This window comes from Pseudoalteromonas sp. SWN166, from assembly GCF_015864485.1.
GTDB lineage: Bacteria > Pseudomonadota > Gammaproteobacteria > Enterobacterales > Alteromonadaceae > Pseudoalteromonas.
The window spans coordinates 1-18,106 of record NZ_JADYXB010000038.1 but is presented as its reverse complement, the minus strand read 5'-3'; the positions used below and the strand labels follow the sequence as shown (position 1 = coordinate 18,106).

Annotated in this window: 15 protein-coding genes; 10 read left to right on the top strand and 5 right to left on the bottom strand. The window is 38.6% G+C overall.

Going from position 1 to position 18,106, the window contains the following annotated elements; translation table 11 throughout:
• Positions 1 to 3: 3 nt before the first annotated feature.
• Together astD and I6F49_RS17035 are read left to right on the top strand one after the other, a co-directional pair.
• Positions 4 to 1,470: a succinylglutamate-semialdehyde dehydrogenase gene (gene astD, locus I6F49_RS17040; RefSeq protein WP_197181416.1), complete on the top strand. Its 1,467-nt coding sequence runs from the start codon at positions 4 to 6 to the stop codon at positions 1,468 to 1,470.
• Between the two features lie 36 nt (positions 1,471 to 1,506).
• A complete protein-coding gene (locus I6F49_RS17035; protein WP_197181415.1) occupies positions 1,507 to 2,310 on the top strand; it encodes a DUF1338 domain-containing protein in 804 nt (267 codons plus the stop codon).
• 71 nt (positions 2,311 to 2,381) lie between these two features.
• On the opposite strand, the gene I6F49_RS17030 is transcribed toward I6F49_RS17035, so the two are convergent.
• Positions 2,382 to 3,662, bottom strand: a complete 1,281-nt coding sequence (locus I6F49_RS17030; RefSeq protein WP_197181414.1) for a flavohemoglobin expression-modulating QEGLA motif protein — start codon at positions 3,660 to 3,662, stop codon at positions 2,382 to 2,384.
• 145 nt (positions 3,663 to 3,807) lie between these two features.
• Between I6F49_RS17030 and I6F49_RS17025 the strand changes: the two genes are divergently transcribed.
• The 7 genes from I6F49_RS17025 to I6F49_RS16995 all read left to right on the top strand — a co-directional run bounded on the left by I6F49_RS17025 (position 3,808) and on the right by I6F49_RS16995 (position 10,600).
• The gene (locus tag I6F49_RS17025) at positions 3,808 to 4,065 is read left to right on the top strand and encodes a DUF3081 domain-containing protein (RefSeq protein WP_165741143.1); all 258 of its coding nucleotides are present in this window, start codon (positions 3,808 to 3,810) and stop codon (positions 4,063 to 4,065) included.
• On the top strand, positions 4,065 to 4,370 hold the full coding sequence (locus I6F49_RS17020; RefSeq protein ID WP_197181413.1) for a hypothetical protein: 306 nt from the start codon (positions 4,065 to 4,067) through the stop codon (positions 4,368 to 4,370). The genes I6F49_RS17025 and I6F49_RS17020 overlap by 1 nt, the downstream gene beginning before the upstream one ends.
• A gap of 423 nt (positions 4,371 to 4,793) precedes the next feature.
• Complete coding sequence (gene betI, locus I6F49_RS17015) at positions 4,794 to 5,369, top strand: transcriptional regulator BetI (protein WP_197181422.1); 576 nt, start codon at positions 4,794 to 4,796, stop codon at positions 5,367 to 5,369.
• 1 nt (position 5,370) lies between these two features.
• Complete coding sequence (gene betB / locus I6F49_RS17010; protein ID WP_197181412.1) at positions 5,371 to 6,834, top strand: betaine-aldehyde dehydrogenase; 1,464 nt, start codon at positions 5,371 to 5,373, stop codon at positions 6,832 to 6,834.
• Positions 6,835 to 6,845: 11 nt separating this feature from the next.
• A complete protein-coding gene (gene betA, locus I6F49_RS17005) occupies positions 6,846 to 8,513 on the top strand; it encodes a choline dehydrogenase (RefSeq protein ID WP_197181411.1) in 1,668 nt (555 codons plus the stop codon).
• A 158-nt stretch (positions 8,514 to 8,671) separates the two neighbouring features.
• Positions 8,672 to 9,889, top strand: a complete 1,218-nt coding sequence (locus tag I6F49_RS17000; RefSeq protein WP_166421205.1) for a BCCT family transporter — start codon at positions 8,672 to 8,674, stop codon at positions 9,887 to 9,889.
• A gap of 9 nt (positions 9,890 to 9,898) precedes the next feature.
• Entirely contained in the window at positions 9,899 to 10,600 is a 702-nt protein-coding gene (locus tag I6F49_RS16995) for a TorF family putative porin (RefSeq protein ID WP_197181410.1), read from the top strand.
• A gap of 233 nt (positions 10,601 to 10,833) precedes the next feature.
• On the opposite strand, the gene I6F49_RS16990 is transcribed toward I6F49_RS16995, so the two are convergent.
• The 4 genes from I6F49_RS16990 to fdxA form a co-directional block, all read right to left on the bottom strand.
• Positions 10,834 to 12,588 carry a putative bifunctional diguanylate cyclase/phosphodiesterase gene (locus I6F49_RS16990; RefSeq protein ID WP_442961271.1) on the bottom strand — a complete coding sequence of 585 codons (1,755 nt, stop codon included), beginning with the start codon at positions 12,586 to 12,588 and terminating at the stop codon, positions 10,834 to 10,836.
• Positions 12,589 to 12,954: 366 nt separating this feature from the next.
• The gene (locus tag I6F49_RS16985; protein WP_197181408.1) at positions 12,955 to 13,413 is read right to left on the bottom strand and encodes an Sbal_3080 family lipoprotein; all 459 of its coding nucleotides are present in this window, start codon (positions 13,411 to 13,413) and stop codon (positions 12,955 to 12,957) included.
• Between the two features lie 24 nt (positions 13,414 to 13,437).
• On the bottom strand, positions 13,438 to 15,681 hold the full coding sequence (locus tag I6F49_RS16980) for a carbohydrate binding family 9 domain-containing protein (RefSeq protein WP_197181407.1): 2,244 nt from the start codon (positions 15,679 to 15,681) through the stop codon (positions 13,438 to 13,440).
• A gap of 137 nt (positions 15,682 to 15,818) precedes the next feature.
• Positions 15,819 to 16,142 carry a ferredoxin FdxA gene (gene fdxA / locus I6F49_RS16975; RefSeq protein WP_024599924.1) on the bottom strand — a complete coding sequence of 108 codons (324 nt, stop codon included), beginning with the start codon at positions 16,140 to 16,142 and terminating at the stop codon, positions 15,819 to 15,821.
• Between the two features lie 195 nt (positions 16,143 to 16,337).
• Here fdxA and I6F49_RS16970 point away from each other — a divergent pair, with 195 nt between their 5' ends.
• Positions 16,338 to 17,945, top strand: coding sequence for an NAD(P)/FAD-dependent oxidoreductase (locus tag I6F49_RS16970; RefSeq protein WP_197181406.1), 1,608 nt, complete (start codon positions 16,338 to 16,340; stop codon positions 17,943 to 17,945).
• The last annotated feature ends 161 nt before the right edge of the window (positions 17,946 to 18,106 follow it).

Here is an 18,106-nt window from a genome sequence, read left to right as displayed (position 1 = left end):
TTTATGAATACACACCTAATTAATAACCAATGGCATACAGGCCTTGGCCCTGCATTTGAGTCAATCAACCCAAGTAATGGTGATGTGGTTTGGCAAGGTAATGCCGCAAACACTGATCAAGTAGATTCAGCTATAAAAGCAGCCAGAGCCGCGCAATTACAATGGGCCGACAAACCACTTGAAGAACGTATAGCTATTCTTGAGAACTTCGCGGCACAATTAAAAGAACACAGCGAAGAATTTGCTAGCATTATTGCACGCGAAACTGGCAAGCCATTATGGGAAACTCGTACCGAAGTGGGCGCAATGACAGGTAAAGTAGCTATATCTGTAAAAGCATACCATGAGCGTACAGGTACAACGGAAAACCCAATGCCTGGTGCTAAAGCGTTTATTAGACACAAACCGCATGGCGTTGTTGCTATTTTTGGCCCGTACAACTTCCCTGGGCATTTACCAAACGGGCATATTGTTCCTGCAATTTTAGCCGGTAATACCGTGATATTTAAGCCATCAGAGCTTACGCCGCACGTTGCAGAATTTACGCTCTCACTTTGGCTAAAAGCGGGCTTACCTGCAGGTGTTATTAACCTTGTGCAAGGTGAAATTGAAACAGGTAAAGCACTTGCCTCTCATAAAGATATAGATGGCTTGTTTTTTACCGGTAGCTCAAACACAGGTCACTTATTACATAAGCAATTTGCTGGACACCCTGGTAAGATTTTAGCGCTTGAAATGGGCGGTAATAATCCACTGATTGTAAAAGACGTGAGTGATGTAAGCGCTGCTGTGCACGATATTATTCAATCTGGTTTTATTACCTCAGGCCAGCGCTGTACGTGTGCACGCCGCTTATTTATTGAAAAGTCGCTCAACGGCGATGCTATTTTAGAAAAGCTAATAAGCGCGACTAAAAACATAGTTGTAGATGACAGCTTTGCTACAGAGCAGCCTTTTATGGGTGCAATGATAAGCGAAAAAGCAGCATTAGGCATGGTTGCTGCGCAAAGTGAATTAGTATCAAAAGGCGCGCAAATCCTTGTTGAACTTAAGCAATTAAAACCAGGCACAGGTTTTGTAAGCCCGGGTATTATTGATGTAACACACGTTATCGACATGCCAGATGAAGAGCATTTTGGACCGCTGATTAAAGTATATCGCTTTGACGATTTTGACAGCGCAATTACTGAAGCCAACAACACAAGCTTTGGCTTATCAGCGGGTTTACTTAGCGATAGTGAAGATGATTACACTCACTTTTTAAAGCGTATTCGCGCCGGTATTGTTAACTGGAATCGCCCTATTACGGGTGCCTCTAGCGCAGCTCCATTTGGCGGTATTGGTGCCAGTGGTAATCACAGAGCAAGTGCTTATTACGCCGCTGATTATTGCGCATACCCGGTAGCGTCTGTTGAATCAGACAAAGTGAGCTTACCGCAAACCCTAGCGCCGGGCTTAATAATTGAATAAGCAATAAAACTAAATTTTAAGATTTAAGGATTTGATATGCATACTGATGTAAACACATTATTTAATAACCTTTGGGAAAACTACTTAAACGTAACTCCATCGGCAGACAAAATTCATGACCTTTTAGGGTCAACGCAAAAAGATGACATTATTAACGATCATATTGCACTGCGCACATTTAATATTGAAAAGGTCGGCCTTGAAAAACTCGCAGCTCACTTTTTAGCGATTGGTTACAAAGAATGTGGTGAATACCACTTTGAAGCTAAAAAACTCTACGCAAAGCACTACGAGCATAGCGATCCTAATCAGCCAAAAGTGTTTATCTCTGAGTTATTAGTCGAAAAATGCTCACCTGAGTTACAAGCTATCGTAACCGATATGGTAAGCAATATTGACGAAAACGCCGTAACTGCAGATAACTTTTTATACTCAGGAACACATTGGCAAGTAAGCACCGATACTTACAAACAGCTGCTAGCTGAAAGCGAATATGCAGCGTGGATGTCGGCGTGGGGTTATCGTGCTAACCACTTTACTGTAAATATTAATACGCTTGCTAAGTTTGATAATATTCATGATGTTAATCAAGCTCTGAAAGATGCTGGCTTTTCGCTTAATACATCAGGCGGCGAAGTTAAAGGGTCACCAGAGGTGTTACTAGAGCAATCGTCAACTTTGGCTGATGAATACTCAGTTACCTTTAGTAATGGCGATATGAGCATTCCTAGTTGCTTTTATGAGTTTGCTATTCGTTACCCTAAAGCAGACGGCGAGCTTTATACGGGTTTTGTTGCAGCCTCAGCTGACAAAATATTTGAAAGCACTAACGCTCGATAGCTAAACCTAAAGTACTTTATTTAAAAAGCCCGTTATGGGCTTTTTTTATGCTGATAAGTTACATTGATTAATTATAAAAATAACGGTTTATAATCGTTTTCTAACTTTTCAAACGATAGGTCACCAATAAAGCGGCCAAAGCTCAACCACGTTGCCAAACCGCGTAAGTCTTTAAAGTGGGGTGGCACATATTGAGGGCTCTCTATTACACCTAAATCATGAAGCTGCGATATTAATCTAAAATCATCTATCGATATTTTACCTACCAGTAATAAAGGGAGTCTATCTATTCGACCAAGCTGTATTGCAACGCGTATTAAGTTATAAACCAATACAAAACCTTTAATGTAGGCAATATCTTTTGTAAAAGGCAAACCTGTTGGCGTACTGCCTCTAAATACACGCTGCGCGAGTGTGTAGCTGTCATCTTTTGATAAACCTTGCGCTACGTAATCACGGTATATATCTACAAACTCAGCACCGTCAATTACCTTTGTAACTGCTTGAATCCGGTTAACTAATTTAGATAAACGCCTTGGGGTCGATTTTAATGTAATAATTTCGGTTAATACCGCTAAGCCTTCTTGAGTAATAGTCGAGCTAGGCGTGCCTTTACTTAAACACGTTAAATAAGGCTGTGCTAAACCATTTTGAGTGGTGCCTACATGTATCCACCCTTCGTGAACTTCTAAAATATCAAGTTCACGCTGAGAAAACTTAACATCTTGATTAAGCTTTATATTATTAGCACCGGCGGCTGCATCACTAACAATACCATCGCTAAGCATTACCTCTACATTTATGCCTGCCATACTGGCATTTACTTGCTCAGACAAAATACGCACAGCGTCTACAGCATTAATATTTTTAGGGTCGTCAGGCAGTATGTCGGCTATGAGTAAATTTTGCAGCGGTTTGTCTAACATGTTAGCTAGTTCAGAAAGTGATGGCTCACCCGCATGAAATAAATCTTTAGGATGACCAAATAACTCCACCGATAAATCATGAAACTCTGGCGTACCACGATATTCAAGCATACTTAATACTGTTTTATATTCAGTGCACATTTTTCCCATATATTGAGCAATCGGATTCAACTGCCCTAATTGGTTAATAATGTTACGGTGCAAAGTAGAAAACGCTTGGCGTAACTCGCTAGGGACAAAACCAAGGTCGCGCTGTTGATAATAAGCACGATCGATAAGTGGATTTTTTTGACATTTTTGTCTAAAAAATTCCTCTTTAGTTTGTTTATCCCAATTAATAGCATCGAGTATCCTAATTGGCGTTTGCAATGCAATTAATTGATCCGATAACTCACGAGTTTTTAGTAGTAACGCCTTGTCTATCATGGTGTAAGCTCAACATTAAATGAATTTTGAGCATAATTTAAAAAGGCTAAATTACAAAGCAATATCACACATTTTTAGCTATTGTTTTTAAGATGATCGACCCTCATATCCTTATCGTATGAGGTATTAAATAAAAGGGTGAAGTATGAAAAACGAAATTGACAACAAACAGATTTTAGCCGTGTATGAACGCATCATTCAAAAAGGCGAAATGACTGACGAAGGTAAACATTATCAAGGTGTTACTGCTTATTCAGATGTAGATGGTTACACTGTATATTTGCAGGGAAGCGGTGTTGAATTACGCTTTGGTTTTCATAATACTTATCATCTAGACTACGAACACGAAAAAAATAAAGATGATTTTTTGAAAAAATTATACAACATTGCTAACGAGAGCTAATGCACCCACGAAAACTCAGGAACCGCCCTACTAGTAAGCTCAATACTACTTTTATAAACCAAGTAGTAGAAGAGCTTAAAGCTGATCCAAGCAAAGTCTCAATTATTCAAGACAATTTAGAACAATACCGTGCTCAAACTCATTTAAAGCGTGGTTTTTTACTGGCTATAGAGCGCTTTGATTGGGTTTTTGAAGCAAGCGAAGATATTGATTTTATTTGCCAGCAAATTTTAGCTGATGACTATATTGGCAATAGACTAAGACGTTACCCCCTACTTTTTAAAGGCGTTATTAATAATGCCTGACCTTTCAAAACTTAACCTTTCAAACCAAGCGCTTTAAAACGATAAAACCGCAAAGCTTACTCTCGATATAAATTTATTAGAGCACTAAGCAATTGCAGGTTTAGTGTACTTTTGCATTAAAATAATACTATTAGTACTCTAACTATTACTGAGCTAACAATTTTTACACATTTTATTCATTTATTGCTGTAAACAAATCATTACTATTATTTAATTTCAAAACAACCTCCACAACACTATGTTTTATATGCATTTAAATAAAATTAAACTTTACCTTCTTTATCGCATTAGTTGCGATTTTATTAATTATTCATCTACATTTTGGCATCTAGATGTTTACCTCAGCCTTGAATTGTTAGAGCTATTACCTTAAGCTTATCTTTATTGAACGTTCAATTAATAAAAATTATGCCTAAAGTTGGAATGGAACCTGTCAGGCGTCAGCAGTTAATTGACGCAACTATAGAATCTGTTGCAAGCAAAGGTCTGCAAGGAACGACTATAAACAGCATTAGTAAAAATGCAGGTTTATCGTCGGGTATTATTAGTCATTATTTTAATGGTAAGCAGGGGCTGATTGAAGCCACTGTTCGATACTTACTAACAAGCTTAAAGCAAGACTTGATAGGCAAAGTAAACCATCAAACAAATGCGTCTGAACGTTTAATGTATATTGTCGAAGCCAACTTTGCGCTTGTACAACAACGCAATGATACAACCCGAACGTGGTTGAGTTTTTGGGCACAATCGATGCACGATAAAGAATTACACAGACTACAAAATGTAAACAGTAGACGCTTGCACAGTAATTTAGCATTTTCTTTGAAGCAATTAATGCCTATTGAGCAAGCGAATCAAGCTGCTGAACTTATCGCCGCCATGATTGATGGCCTATGGTTAAGAGCAGTACTGAGTAAGTCAGACAATAATCAGTTTAAACACAGTGAACAGTTAGCAAAAAGCTATGTACTTTCACTTATCAAGCAATATGGAGCCTAGCGTGACTACACCTGTCTATCAAAATTTTATTAACGGCCATTTTCTTGCAAATCAGAGCGGCAAAACATTTGATGTAACAAACCCAGCTACGGGCGAGGTTATTTACGCAGTAGAGATTGCCGACAAATTTATTCAAAACGCAGCCATTGAGAGTGCGAAGCAAGGCTTTGCTCAGTGGTCAGCGATGACACCCATTGAACGCAGCCGCATTTTATTAAAAGCAGTGGCTATTTTACGCGAGCGCAATGATGAGCTAGCACTTGTAGAAGTACTAGACACCGGTAAACCAATGCAAGAAGCAAATTGTGTTGATATTGAAACCGGCGCTGATGTAATTGAATACTTTGCAGGCCTTGCGCCAGCACAAGTAGGCCAACAGCAAATGGTGGGTGATGACTTTTACTACACACGTAAAGAACCGCTAGGTATATGTGCGGGTATTGGTGCATGGAACTACCCACTACAAATTGCATGTTGGAAGTCGGGCCCTGCCCTTGCTGCTGGTAATGCATTTATATTTAAACCATCTGAGGAAACACCACTTGGCGCTATTAAGCTTGCTGAAGTGTTTTTTGAAGCTGGCGTACCTGCAGGTGTGTTTAATGTTGTTCAAGGCGCGGGCGATGTAGGCCAGTGGCTAACACAGCATAGCGACATTGATAAAGTATCGTTTACAGGTGAAGTAGGCACAGGTAAAAAAGTAGTGGCAAGTGCTGCCGGTACGTTAAAAGATGTAACAATGGAACTTGGTGGTAAATCTCCACTATTAGTATTTGATGATGCCAATATTGAGCAAGCGGTTAGCGCTGCTATGTTAGGTAACTTTTATACGCAAGGCGAAATTTGTACTAACTGTACTCGTATTTACGTTCATAAAAATATCTATCAGCAGTTTATTGATGAGCTTAAAGCGCGCACTGAGAAAAACATTATTGCTGGTGACCCGCAAGATTTAAATACAAACTTTGGCGCACTTATCTCTAAAAAGCACCAAGAACTAGTAATGAGCTACGTTAATAAAGGTATTGAAGAAGGTGCAACGCTTTTAACTGGTGGTACAAAGCTTTCACCAGAATCTGCACCTAATGGCTATTTTGTAGCACCGACTGTATTTATTGATTGTAATGACGATATGACTATCGTTAAAGAAGAAATATTTGGCCCAGTAATGAGCGTGCTTGTTTTTGACGACGAAGACGATGTGATTGCACGCGCTAACGGTACACACCTAGGCTTAGCAGCTGGCGTATTTACGAGTGATATTAAACGTGCTCACCGCGTAATTCATAAGTTACAAGCCGGTATTTGTTGGATTAATGCATACGGTAACTCACCTGCTGAAATGCCAGTTGGTGGTTATAAGCAATCGGGTATTGGCCGTGAAAATGGTATTCAAACGCTTGATCAATACACGCAAACTAAGTCTATTTATGTTGGTATGGCCGACATAGAAAGCCCATTTTAAGGCGCCCTACTATGAGTAATCATTACGACTATATTATTGTTGGCGCGGGTTCGGCGGGTTGTGTTTTAGCAAACCGTTTGTCTGAAGATTCAAATAACCGCGTGTTACTACTTGAAACTGGCGGTAGCGATAAAAGTATTTTTATAAAAATGCCAACCGCGTTATCTATTCCTATGAATAGCGATAAATACGCATGGCAGTTTCATACGCAGCCTGAGCCTCATTTAGATAACCGTGAAATGCATTGCCCACGAGGCAAAGTATTAGGCGGCTCGTCATCTATCAATGGCATGGTGTATGTACGTGGCCACGCAAAAGATTTTGACGAATGGCAGCAACACGGTGCAAACGGTTGGGATTACCAATCATGTTTACCGTATTTTCAAAAAGCAGAAAGCTTTTACCTTGGTGAAAATACTTACCGTGGTGGCAAAGGCCCGCTTGGCGTTAATAACGGCAACGAAATGCAAAACCCGCTTTATCGCACTTTTATCAAAGCAGGTGTACAAGCCGGTTACGCCTCAACAGATGATTACAACGCGTCGCAGCAAGAGGGTTTTGGCCCAATGCACATGACCGTAAAAGACGGCGTGCGCAGCTCTGCGTCTCGTGAGTATTTAGACCCTGTTAAATCGCGTAGTAATTTAACAATTATTACTGGTGCACTAGCACAACGCGTGATTTTAGACGGCAAAAAAGCTACTGGCATTGAATACAAAGTAAATGGCGACGTTAAAACTGCCCATGCAACAAAAGACATTGTATTAAGTGCAGGGCCAATTGGTTCTCCACATATTTTACAACTCTCTGGTATTGGTGATACTCAAGCGCTCGAAAACGCAGGCGTTGAAGTACAGCATCATCTACCTGGTGTTGGTCAAAACTTACAAGATCATCTTGAGTTTTACTTTCAATACAAGTGTAAGCAACCTATCACGCTTAACGGCAAGCTAGGCATTGTTTCAAAGGGTTTGATTGGCGCACGCTGGTTATTAACGCGTTCGGGTTTAGGTGCAACGAATCATTTTGAATCGTGTGCGTTTATTCGCTCAAAACCAGGTGTTGAATGGCCAGATATTCAGTATCACTTTTTACCAGCAGCAATGCGTTACGATGGTAGAAGTGCATTTGCAGGTCATGGTTTTCAGGTTCATGTTGGTCATAACAAACCAAAAAGCCGAGGTAGTGTGACTATTGCCTCTGCAAATCCTGAGCAACCACCAACCATTTTATTTAATTACCTTGAGCATCAAGACGATATTGAAGGCTTTAGAGCGTGCGTTCGCTTAACACGCGACATAATCGAGCAAAATGCCTTTGATGAATACCGAGATGAAGAAATTCAACCCGGTAAACATATTCAAACAGATGAAGAAATAGATGCCTTTGTACGCCAAGCCGTAGAAAGTGCTTACCACCCTTCTTGCTCGTGCAAAATGGGTGAAGATGATATGGCCGTTGTTAACTCTAATACCCAAGTGCATGGTATTGAGGGATTACGTGTTGTTGACTCATCTATATTCCCAACAGTTCCTAACGGAAACTTGAATGCGCCTACAATTATGGTTGCCGAAAAAGCAGCTGACATAATTTTAGGTAAAGACCCATTACAGAAATCGGATGTGAATGTTGCCATAACAACAAACTGGCAAGAAACACAACGTAGTTCAAAGATCTAACTTTAGCCACATGCTTAGGTTTAGTCTCGTCGGGCTAAACCTGTGCGTGCCTTGCAGTGGCACACGATGTAAATAGGTTACGTTGTGTTAATGCGAGAATAAAACAATAAAATACGGAGTGCTTATGAATTATTTTTATTCATTACTGGAGGGTAACAATGACTATTTGGCTTAATGCAGGCATCATTTTTACCTTACTTGCCATTATCACTATTTTAATTAAATGGGGTAATGTGCGCGTAGTAGGTGTAACACCAGTTCGAACCTTTACGTTTATAGCAATATTATTTACTTCTGGCCTTGATGTTGGCCTTATTATGTTTCCTTTAACTGAGTTTGCAGGTTATGCAGACATAAAAGCAAGCCCAGAATACGCGTTTGCAAATCCACTGGCTATTGAGTTTGGCTACTGGGGATTTTTGATCTGGGGATTTTACTTTCTTACGTGCTTTTATTTCTGTGTAATAGAACCTAAAGTGAAATTTTTCGAAATTCCTTGGGTTAAATTTATCAATAATGTTGTAATTATTGGTACATGTGCATTTACCGCTTATTTACTGCTTACAAACCTACCGTGGTATTTACCCGAATTAGGTGATGGAACAAGCATAGTTTCTGAGTTTTATTTAATTGTGTTTGCGGCTATCTGTTTTGCGGTTTACTCAAGTACTGATATTAAATATGTACGTATTTTAAGTATTTCTACTACGTGGTTATTTTTAGCTTTAATCGCCTTTATGTGGGCTGGCGCATTTGTAATTGGTGATAGTCAAATGTCAGCATTTACGAATAACTTAGGTTCTATTGGCACTTACTTTGCAAACATTAATGAATTTGTTTTGCCGCTTAATGATTACCATGAGTTTTACTTATTTTGGTGGTTTGCGTGGAGCATAATGATTGGTCAATTTACATCACGTTTTGTTGGTGGACTTAAAACATACCAAGTATTGGGTGCGATGTTGATTTTCCCTTCAATTCCAATTGCGATTTGGTTTAGCGTACTTTATCACTACCACGAGGCGGGCATCCCAACTCAAGGTATTAAAAACTTTGCCATGGTATTTGTAGGTATTATATTTGTAATTAACTCTCTAGATTCGTTAGTACGTTTATACACAGATAACCTAAATTTTACCGTAAAGCGTTTTGGCAAAATGAAATACATGATAGGTAATATTGTTGCTCTATCGTTACTTACATTACTGTTTAAACTAGAATTTTTACAAATTCAGTGGGTAGGTGCTTTAGTTATTGGCTTGTTCTTTATCTGTGCCGCCTTTATTGGTTACAGTAAATTTAAAACAGTAACGAATATAGATAGCTCACCAAAAGCAAACGCAATTGATTACACAAAAATAGACACAGTACACTAGGGATAAATAATGAATAACAAACTAAAACAACTAGTAGTAGCACTACCATTTACACTTTTATCAACGACTGCAGCAGCTGATTGGTCAACAACAATCACGGCAGCGTCTGACTACACTTTTAATGGTGTGAGCCAAACTGATAGCGACCCTGCAATTCAAGGTAGCTTAGACTACGCCTTTGATAGCGGTGTTTACGCAGGTGTTTGGGCTTCAAATGTAGATTTTGGTGACGACACTGATTTTGAGCTTGATGCCTATGTAGGTAAGTATGTACAACTTGATGAGCAATTTAGCGTTGACTACGGTATTGCGTATTACACTTATCAAGGTAATAACAGCGATGGCAACTACGCTGAGGCTTACACTAAATTTGGTTACGCAAGTGAGTACGGCCAAACTGAGCTTAATTTTTGGTACAGCTGGGATTACTTTGGTCAAGGTGGAGGGCATGTAATCTCAATGATTGCACACACCTATGAGCTGGCTCCAAATCATGCACTACGTGCAAGCTTTGATATTTCAAACTCGCTTGATGGACAAAAATGGGCGTGGGACGTAAACGAGAAAAAATCATACAACCATTACCGTTTAGCATATCAAACTAGTTATGAAGGGTTTGGTATTGAAGTGGCCGCTGAAAACACAAGCTTAGATTACGATTATGCTGATGAGCGTATTGTACTTGCTGTTTCACGCACATTTGATCTTTAATACCAATCTGCTTATATATGCGGTCTATTTAACGTTAAGAAAATTACGCTAGAACTAGGCAAAAATTTTTGTATCTAGTTGTTCTAAATAAAAAATTTTTAACGACGTTATAGTGCAATTTAATTCGTTAAATTGATCAAAGATTTATGCAGGTTGGTATAATACAATAATTACTGATTAAACAAAAAATGCCACTCTATTTAGAGTGGCATTTTTATTTGTAAACTAACTAACTAACTAACAATATCCCACGCACTTGTACCTGATGCTGAAAGGTTACTGGTGTTATTGCGTAATACTTTATTACCTACATTAACCGATGACTCAGGGCGGCTTACTAAATAACCCTGAACAGAGCTTACACCCATTTTTTTAACAAGTTCAAACTGCCCTATTTCTTCAACGCCTTCAGCTACAATTTTAAGACCTAGCTTTTGTCCAAGCTCACTAATTGTATTTAATATATCGTAATATTTTTGGCTTTTATTGGCTTGTGCTATAAATGAGCGATCAATTTTTATAACATCTATTGGTAAATCCGCTAATGTGCTTAAAGAACTAAAACCTGTACCAAAGTCATCAATAGCAATAGTGATACCCTCTTCTCTTAGCCTACTTAGCTCTTTAATTATTTTAGGACTGGCTTTAATAAACGTTGATTCTGTAATTTCCAGCATTAAAGACGTCGCTGGTAAGCCGGTTTTTTTAAGTTTTTTCATTACCCAATCATAAATATCACGATGCTTTAGTTGAATGCCCGAAACGTTAACTGATATTTTTACTTTGCGCATACCTGCATTGTGCCAAGCAGCCATTTGCCGACACGATTCAAGCATAATCCAATCGCCAAGCTCTAATATTAAATTAGACTCCTCTGCTATCGGAATAAACTCTGAAGGCGGGATCATACCTTCAATTGGGTGGTTCCAGCGTGTAAGCGCTTCGAAGTAATCAATCATACAATCTTCAACATGCACAATTGGCTGAAAAGATAAGTAAAAATCTTTACACGCAACCGCTAAACGCAGCTCTTCAAGTAAATAATGGTAACGGCGCATTTTGTTACCCATTTCTGGTGAGTAAACTTTAAATATTCCCTTACCATCGCTTTTAGCTCTGTACATAGCAACATCAGCTAATTGTAAAAGGGCCTGCGGCGTTGACGCACTTTCTGGATATGCCGCGATACCAATGCTGGCACTAATTTTTACTATTTTATTGCCTAGCACAAAGTCTTTTTCAAGTTCACTTAGCACGTGCTTTGCAATTTCAATAACTCTATCGCTATCATCAAGTAACTCTATGAAAATAGAAAACTCATCCCCTCCGAGTCTAGATAGGTTTTGCTCTAATTGGTTAGCACTATTTATGTTACTTAATTTATGGTGGCGTAAAACATTCGCAAGTCGACTAGCAACTTGAACTAATATTTCATCACCAAAACTGTGACCAAACGAGTCGTTTACTTGTTTAAAACCATCAAGGTCTATAAACAGGAGCGCACACTTAAGATCTTCTTGATTAGCATGATTAATTTGTCTGTCGATATGTTCAATATATGCATGACGGTCAATTAATAACGTCAGTTTATCTTGGCAAATACTTGTTTGGGTTTGTTTTACATAATTGGCCACATGTGTATTTAAACTATTTATTGATTGGCTTAAGCTACTTACACCCAAAGGGTTCTCTGCTGGTTTTACTTGTAGGTTAAATGCAGTGAGTAAGCTATTAGCCTGATGATTAAGCTCAGCAATTTGGTTTTTATAGTGACGTTTTCTGCGCTCTCTGCGTAAATACAAACCACAGCTAAATATTAAAACACATAAAAATAAAAAATTAATAGGTGATGCAAGTGTAATCATAATTAACTTACTTGAATCAGCAGCTACAAAATGGGTGTCAGTGGTTTTAATAAGCAAAAAATCCGCAGTAGGCTGCTGGATTATATAGTGGCCATTTAAGATCGGATTATACCAAGGAGCCATATCAAGTGTTGTATTCGTTATTTCGAAGCTTCGTATATCAATACTGGTGTGAAATAGATTTATACGGTTAATCTGATTCGTTAACTCTATATTTATGCAAAAACAAAATAGAATTATAATTAGGAAAATAAAACCGAGCGGTTTAAATTTATTCATAAAAAAAATCCATTTATCTTACCTCTCCCTTGAACCTATTTCCAAAAGCGGATTATATCGCTTGCTTTTAGTACTAAGCAAGCATTTATATAATCCTAAGCCATTAGAATAACAAAAAATTGTAACAATAACGGATTAACTAATTATATTTGATATATAGTATAGGTGGGATTAACAAAAATAAACAAAAAGGTTCTAATTGTTTAAAATTTAATACATACCGTCAATAAGCTCTATAATTTTTTCTTCAGCGTCTATAAACTTATCCAATCCACCACCGGTGCGATAAGATGCTTGTGCTATTTTTTCATTCGTTTCAACGTCTTTAATCCAAATATTTGCGTATGCCATATAGAGCGCTATATCCCAACGCCAATTTGCTACGTAGTAAGCCACTGCATTACATCCTGTCGTATCGGCACCTGGTAATTCGGTCTGGTAGTCTTGGTGTTTCAATACATAATTGGCTGGAATTACCCGAGTTTCAACATCATGCTTTGCAAAACCTTTTTTCATTGCATCTATAACACCAGCTTTAACAGCCTTATGTTCAGCAATACATACTGTTTTAGGTATGTTTGTTTCAAATCGAGTAATATCTTGCTTGGCCGCACAACCTGCCAAGGTAGCAACCATTGCTGCTGCAACCGTTATTTTTAAAGTTTTCATATATGTCCTTTTTTATTTTAATATTTAAAGCTGCCACGCATAGCTAACTTTTGTAAAAAATGTACGCTGATCCCGCTCAATATTTTTAAGAGAATCATCTTGGTAACCTTTATCTGAATATCCTAAATAAAATAATGTTTGTGCATTAATTTTATATGAGTAAACAAGTTGGCTACCATAGTCTTTATTGATTTGGCTCACTTGATAAAAGTAGGCATTTTCGTTTCTATCAATATCTTCAAATTGTAAAATTAATTTAAGAATTGAACGCATGCTAAATTTATAATAAAGTCTAAAGTCGACTAAATTAGCAGTGAATACACGATCCCCTTGCGGGTTATCTAATTGACTATAGTTATGCTTTACATCGAGCTGCCAGTGGTCGTTAATATCCCATACCACTTGGGTTTGAGTGTTAAACACATCACCAAGCTGTTCGTTGGTATAGTCAATGCGGCTAGCGTATTCAATATATAACGAAAGCTTTAAATCTTTAGTGGGTTTGAAACCTGTGTAAATATAGCCAATATTTTGATTGTAAAAATTGTCGTTATAATTTTCATAGCGATGTACTAAACCAATTTCAAAAATAGATTGCATCTGACCTTTAAAGCTTAAAAAACCTTCGTATTCTTCTTCAAGTAAGTCACCGTTTTGTGCCCACGTTTTATCCCAATCAGCTTCGTATGACCATGAAGTAAGCAAATCAGCTTCATCTCGATACCATGTCTGCCCGCCTCCAAACACAACCTTTTCGTAATCTACTTTTTCTTGATAACCCAAATCAGTGCGGTAGTCATCGCCAATATTTTCATACGACGCAAACAGTTTGTAATCACGTTTATCACGGGTAAGTTCCAGGGCATAAGCTTCATCTGACTGAGTTTCAGATAAATTATAATTTTCGATTAAAAATTCAGAGTTACGGGTATCAGCCGATGATACTTGATACAAAAGAGTGTCCGATTGATTAAACCAGTAACTCCCATCTACTGATAATACGGTATTATGATAGTCGTCGCTTTCTCTATGGGTGGTTGAAATACCAATTGTTCCTTGTTCGCCATTATCAAATTGATAGCGCCCTGCGACTGCATTAGTTTTTTCATTTAGGTTTGCAAAATCAGAGCCATGATTACTTGGTAATAAAATATTACTATTGTCGTCATCAGCGAGCATTAAAGCATAACTATGATCGCCCGTTTTACCGGTTAGCTTTGCACCTAAAGTAGGCTCTGCAATTGTACGTGTATATAAAAGTTCAAATAGGCTGCTTTTAAAGTAAGAAGCACCATCTAAAAAGAAAGGACGCTTTTCAGCGTAATAAATAGAATAAGTTGTATTTACATCAAGCTCTAAAGAGTCTGTTTCTACTTGCGAAAAATCAGGGTTAATTGTTGCATTTAAAACAGCGTCTTTTGTTAAGCCCCAACGTAAATCTAAGCCCACTTCGGTGTCTATATCGCCATTATCCCAATTACCCGGTAGCTCTGATTTATTGTCATTACGTAGTGTGGTTAGCGTAGGTGTAAGTTGAATATTTTTACTTGATTCTATATCGCTAAAACCCACTAACTTATCAAACTGACAAAGACTGCATTTTGTATCTCGATCAAATCCCATATTTGATAGCTGATACAAAACATCACGCTGATAGTTTCTCATTACTGAAAAACCCCACGTTAGCTCTTTTTGATTTTCAGGAAAACGTAGTGCCTTAAAAGGAATACGCATTTCAACAACATAACCTTGCTCGTTAATTTGTCCCGCGCTATCCCAAATAGCATTCCATGAGGTATCAGAGCTCCAGCCATCAGTGTCGGTCATACGAATGTCGCCTTGTGCGCCAAGCGGGTTCACATGAAATTCATAACCACTGCGTTCATCATTAAAGGTGTCAATAACAAGAATGGCTACATCGTCTTCCCACAACGTATCGCGGTCACGCAGTGATGCACGAATTTGCTCAGGGTTTGGATCCTCTGCGACAAAGGCAACATATAAGTTTGTGCCATCCTCGTAAATGAAAGCATCCGTTTTTACAGGCGGAGTGCCTTTTTCGTTAGGCTCGTCTTGGTAGATTAAAGGAATACGTGTCGCATTTTGCCAATGCGCTTCATCCATAACACCATCAACGGTGATATTAGAATCAATACGGGATAAGGATACTTGCTGTTTTTCAGCCGCTACATTAGAGCTTGAGAGTAATAAAACGAAAATTAAAAATAGAAAGGTAGACTTTTTTATTATAGTTATAAAGTACTGCATAAACATCCATTTAGACTGTAATTACTCATAAGGAGCAACTTAAGCTGAGGATTGTAATTTATCCGGGTACATTTGTTAATACTTTGAAATGAAAAAATTAACTATTTAATGATAAAGGAGTAACTAATTGTTACTTATCATGTTTCGAGTAGTTTAAGTTTGTTATCTATGCCATTCCAAACATCAGCGTCCTCTGGTGCAGGCTTTACCTCAGTAATACGCGGCCATACGAGTGCAAGTTCAGCATTTAATTCGGTAAATTCTTTTTGAGACTCAGGGAGTTCATCTTCTTGATAAATTGCGTCGGCTGAACATTCCGGGACACATAAACCACAATCAATGCAATCAATTGGGCTAATGGCTAAAAAATTAGGGCCTTCAAAAAATGCATCTGCTGGGCACACCGATACGCAATCGGTGTACTTACATTTTATACAATTTTCGGTGACTACAAACGCCATACTATTTTAATACCTAAGATTTTAAACAACAGTTGCGGATCATACCCATCCACCCCAAAAATACAATAAATAAGTGCCATATAGCCCTATTTTAACGTAAAATACGCGCCTTATGTTTGCACATCCGTTGTGCTCTGCATCCCCTTATTGTGAGCGGTAAATAATATTCCGCTATGACACCTAAAAGAGATATAAATGATACGTTTAACCGAAATAAAGCTGCCACTTGATCATGTCGAAGATGCAATTGGTCAAGCAATTGTAAATAAACTAAAAATCCAACCAGAACAATTGCACAGCTTTAATGTGTTTAAGCGTGGTTATGACGCACGTAAAAAATCAGCTATTTTACTTATTTATACACTCGATATAGAAGTTGATAACGAAGCCGATTTACTCGCTACATTTGAAAAAGATCAACATGTAAAAATAGCGCCAGACACAAACTATAAATTTGTAGCCCAAGCCCGCGAAAATATAACAGAGCGCCCTGTTGTGATTGGTTTTGGCCCGTGTGGTTTATTTGCAGGTTTGTTACTTGCTCAAATGGGCTTTAATCCAATTATATTAGAACGCGGTAAAGAAGTACGTGAACGTACCAAAGACACATTTGGCTTTTGGCGTAAACGCACACTTAATACCGAATCAAATGTACAATTTGGTGAAGGCGGCGCAGGTACATTCTCAGACGGTAAATTATACAGCCAAGTAAAAGATCCAAAGCATTATGGCCGTAAAGTCATTACTGAATTTGTAGAAGCAGGCGCACCCGATGAAATTTTATATGTAAGTAAGCCGCACATTGGTACGTTTAAACTTGTCACCATGATTGAAAAAATGCGTGCACGTATTATTGAGCTCGGTGGTGAAATTCGCTTTAGCACACGTGTTGACGATATTCATTTAGACGACGGGCAAGTAACAGGTTTAACGCTTTCAAATGGCGAGCAACTAAACACTCGCCATGTTGTATTAGCCGTTGGTCACAGTGCGCGTGATACCTTTGATATGATCCACAAAAAAGGCATATACGTTGAAGCAAAGCCATTCTCAGTCGGTTTTAGAATCGAGCATAAACAATCAATGATCGATGAATGTCGTTTTGGCACAAATGCAGGTAACCCAATTTTAGGCTCTGCCGATTATAAACTTGTTCATCATTGCGACAATGGCCGCACAGTTTACAGCTTTTGTATGTGCCCAGGTGGCACTGTAGTCGCGGCAACCTCTGAAGAAGGCCGCGTTGTCACCAATGGTATGAGCCAATATTCACGAAGTGAGCGCAACGCTAACAGCGCTATTGTGGTAGGCATATCGCCAGAGCAAGACTTCCCAGGTAACCCACTTGCAGGCATAGACTTACAGCGCAAACTTGAAGAGCAAGCATATGAGCTCGGTGGTAGTAACTACGATGCACCAGCACAGCTAATTGGCGACTTTTTGAAAGGTAAATCTTCAGAAAATTTAGGTGAAGTACAACCTTCTTACACACCCGGTATTAAGTTAACTGACTTGAGTAAAGTGCTACCACAATTTGCTATTGATGCCCTTCGCGAAGCGATACCAGCGTTTAATAAACAAATTCGTGGCTTTTCAACTAACGACGGTTTACTAACCGGCGTTGAAACACGTACTTCGTCGCCTATTAGTATTAAGCGCGACAAAACATTCCAAAGCATTAACACTAAAGGGCTTTACCCTGCAGGTGAAGGCGCAGGCTACGCGGGCGGTATTTTATCAGCGGGTATTGATGGTATTAAAGCGGCTGAAGCGGTCGCACTGTCTATGTTAGAAAACGCTTAAACCTCTTTTTTAAGCTGTTTATCGAAAAGCCTCACTTTGTGATAACACCGATCAGTTAAGGTATTTTTGATCGGTTGACCGATCTTTTGGTTGCTTCACAATACCCTTATCATCTTTTGATTATGAGGGTATTTTTATGCTTAGTCATTGGTTACTTGATA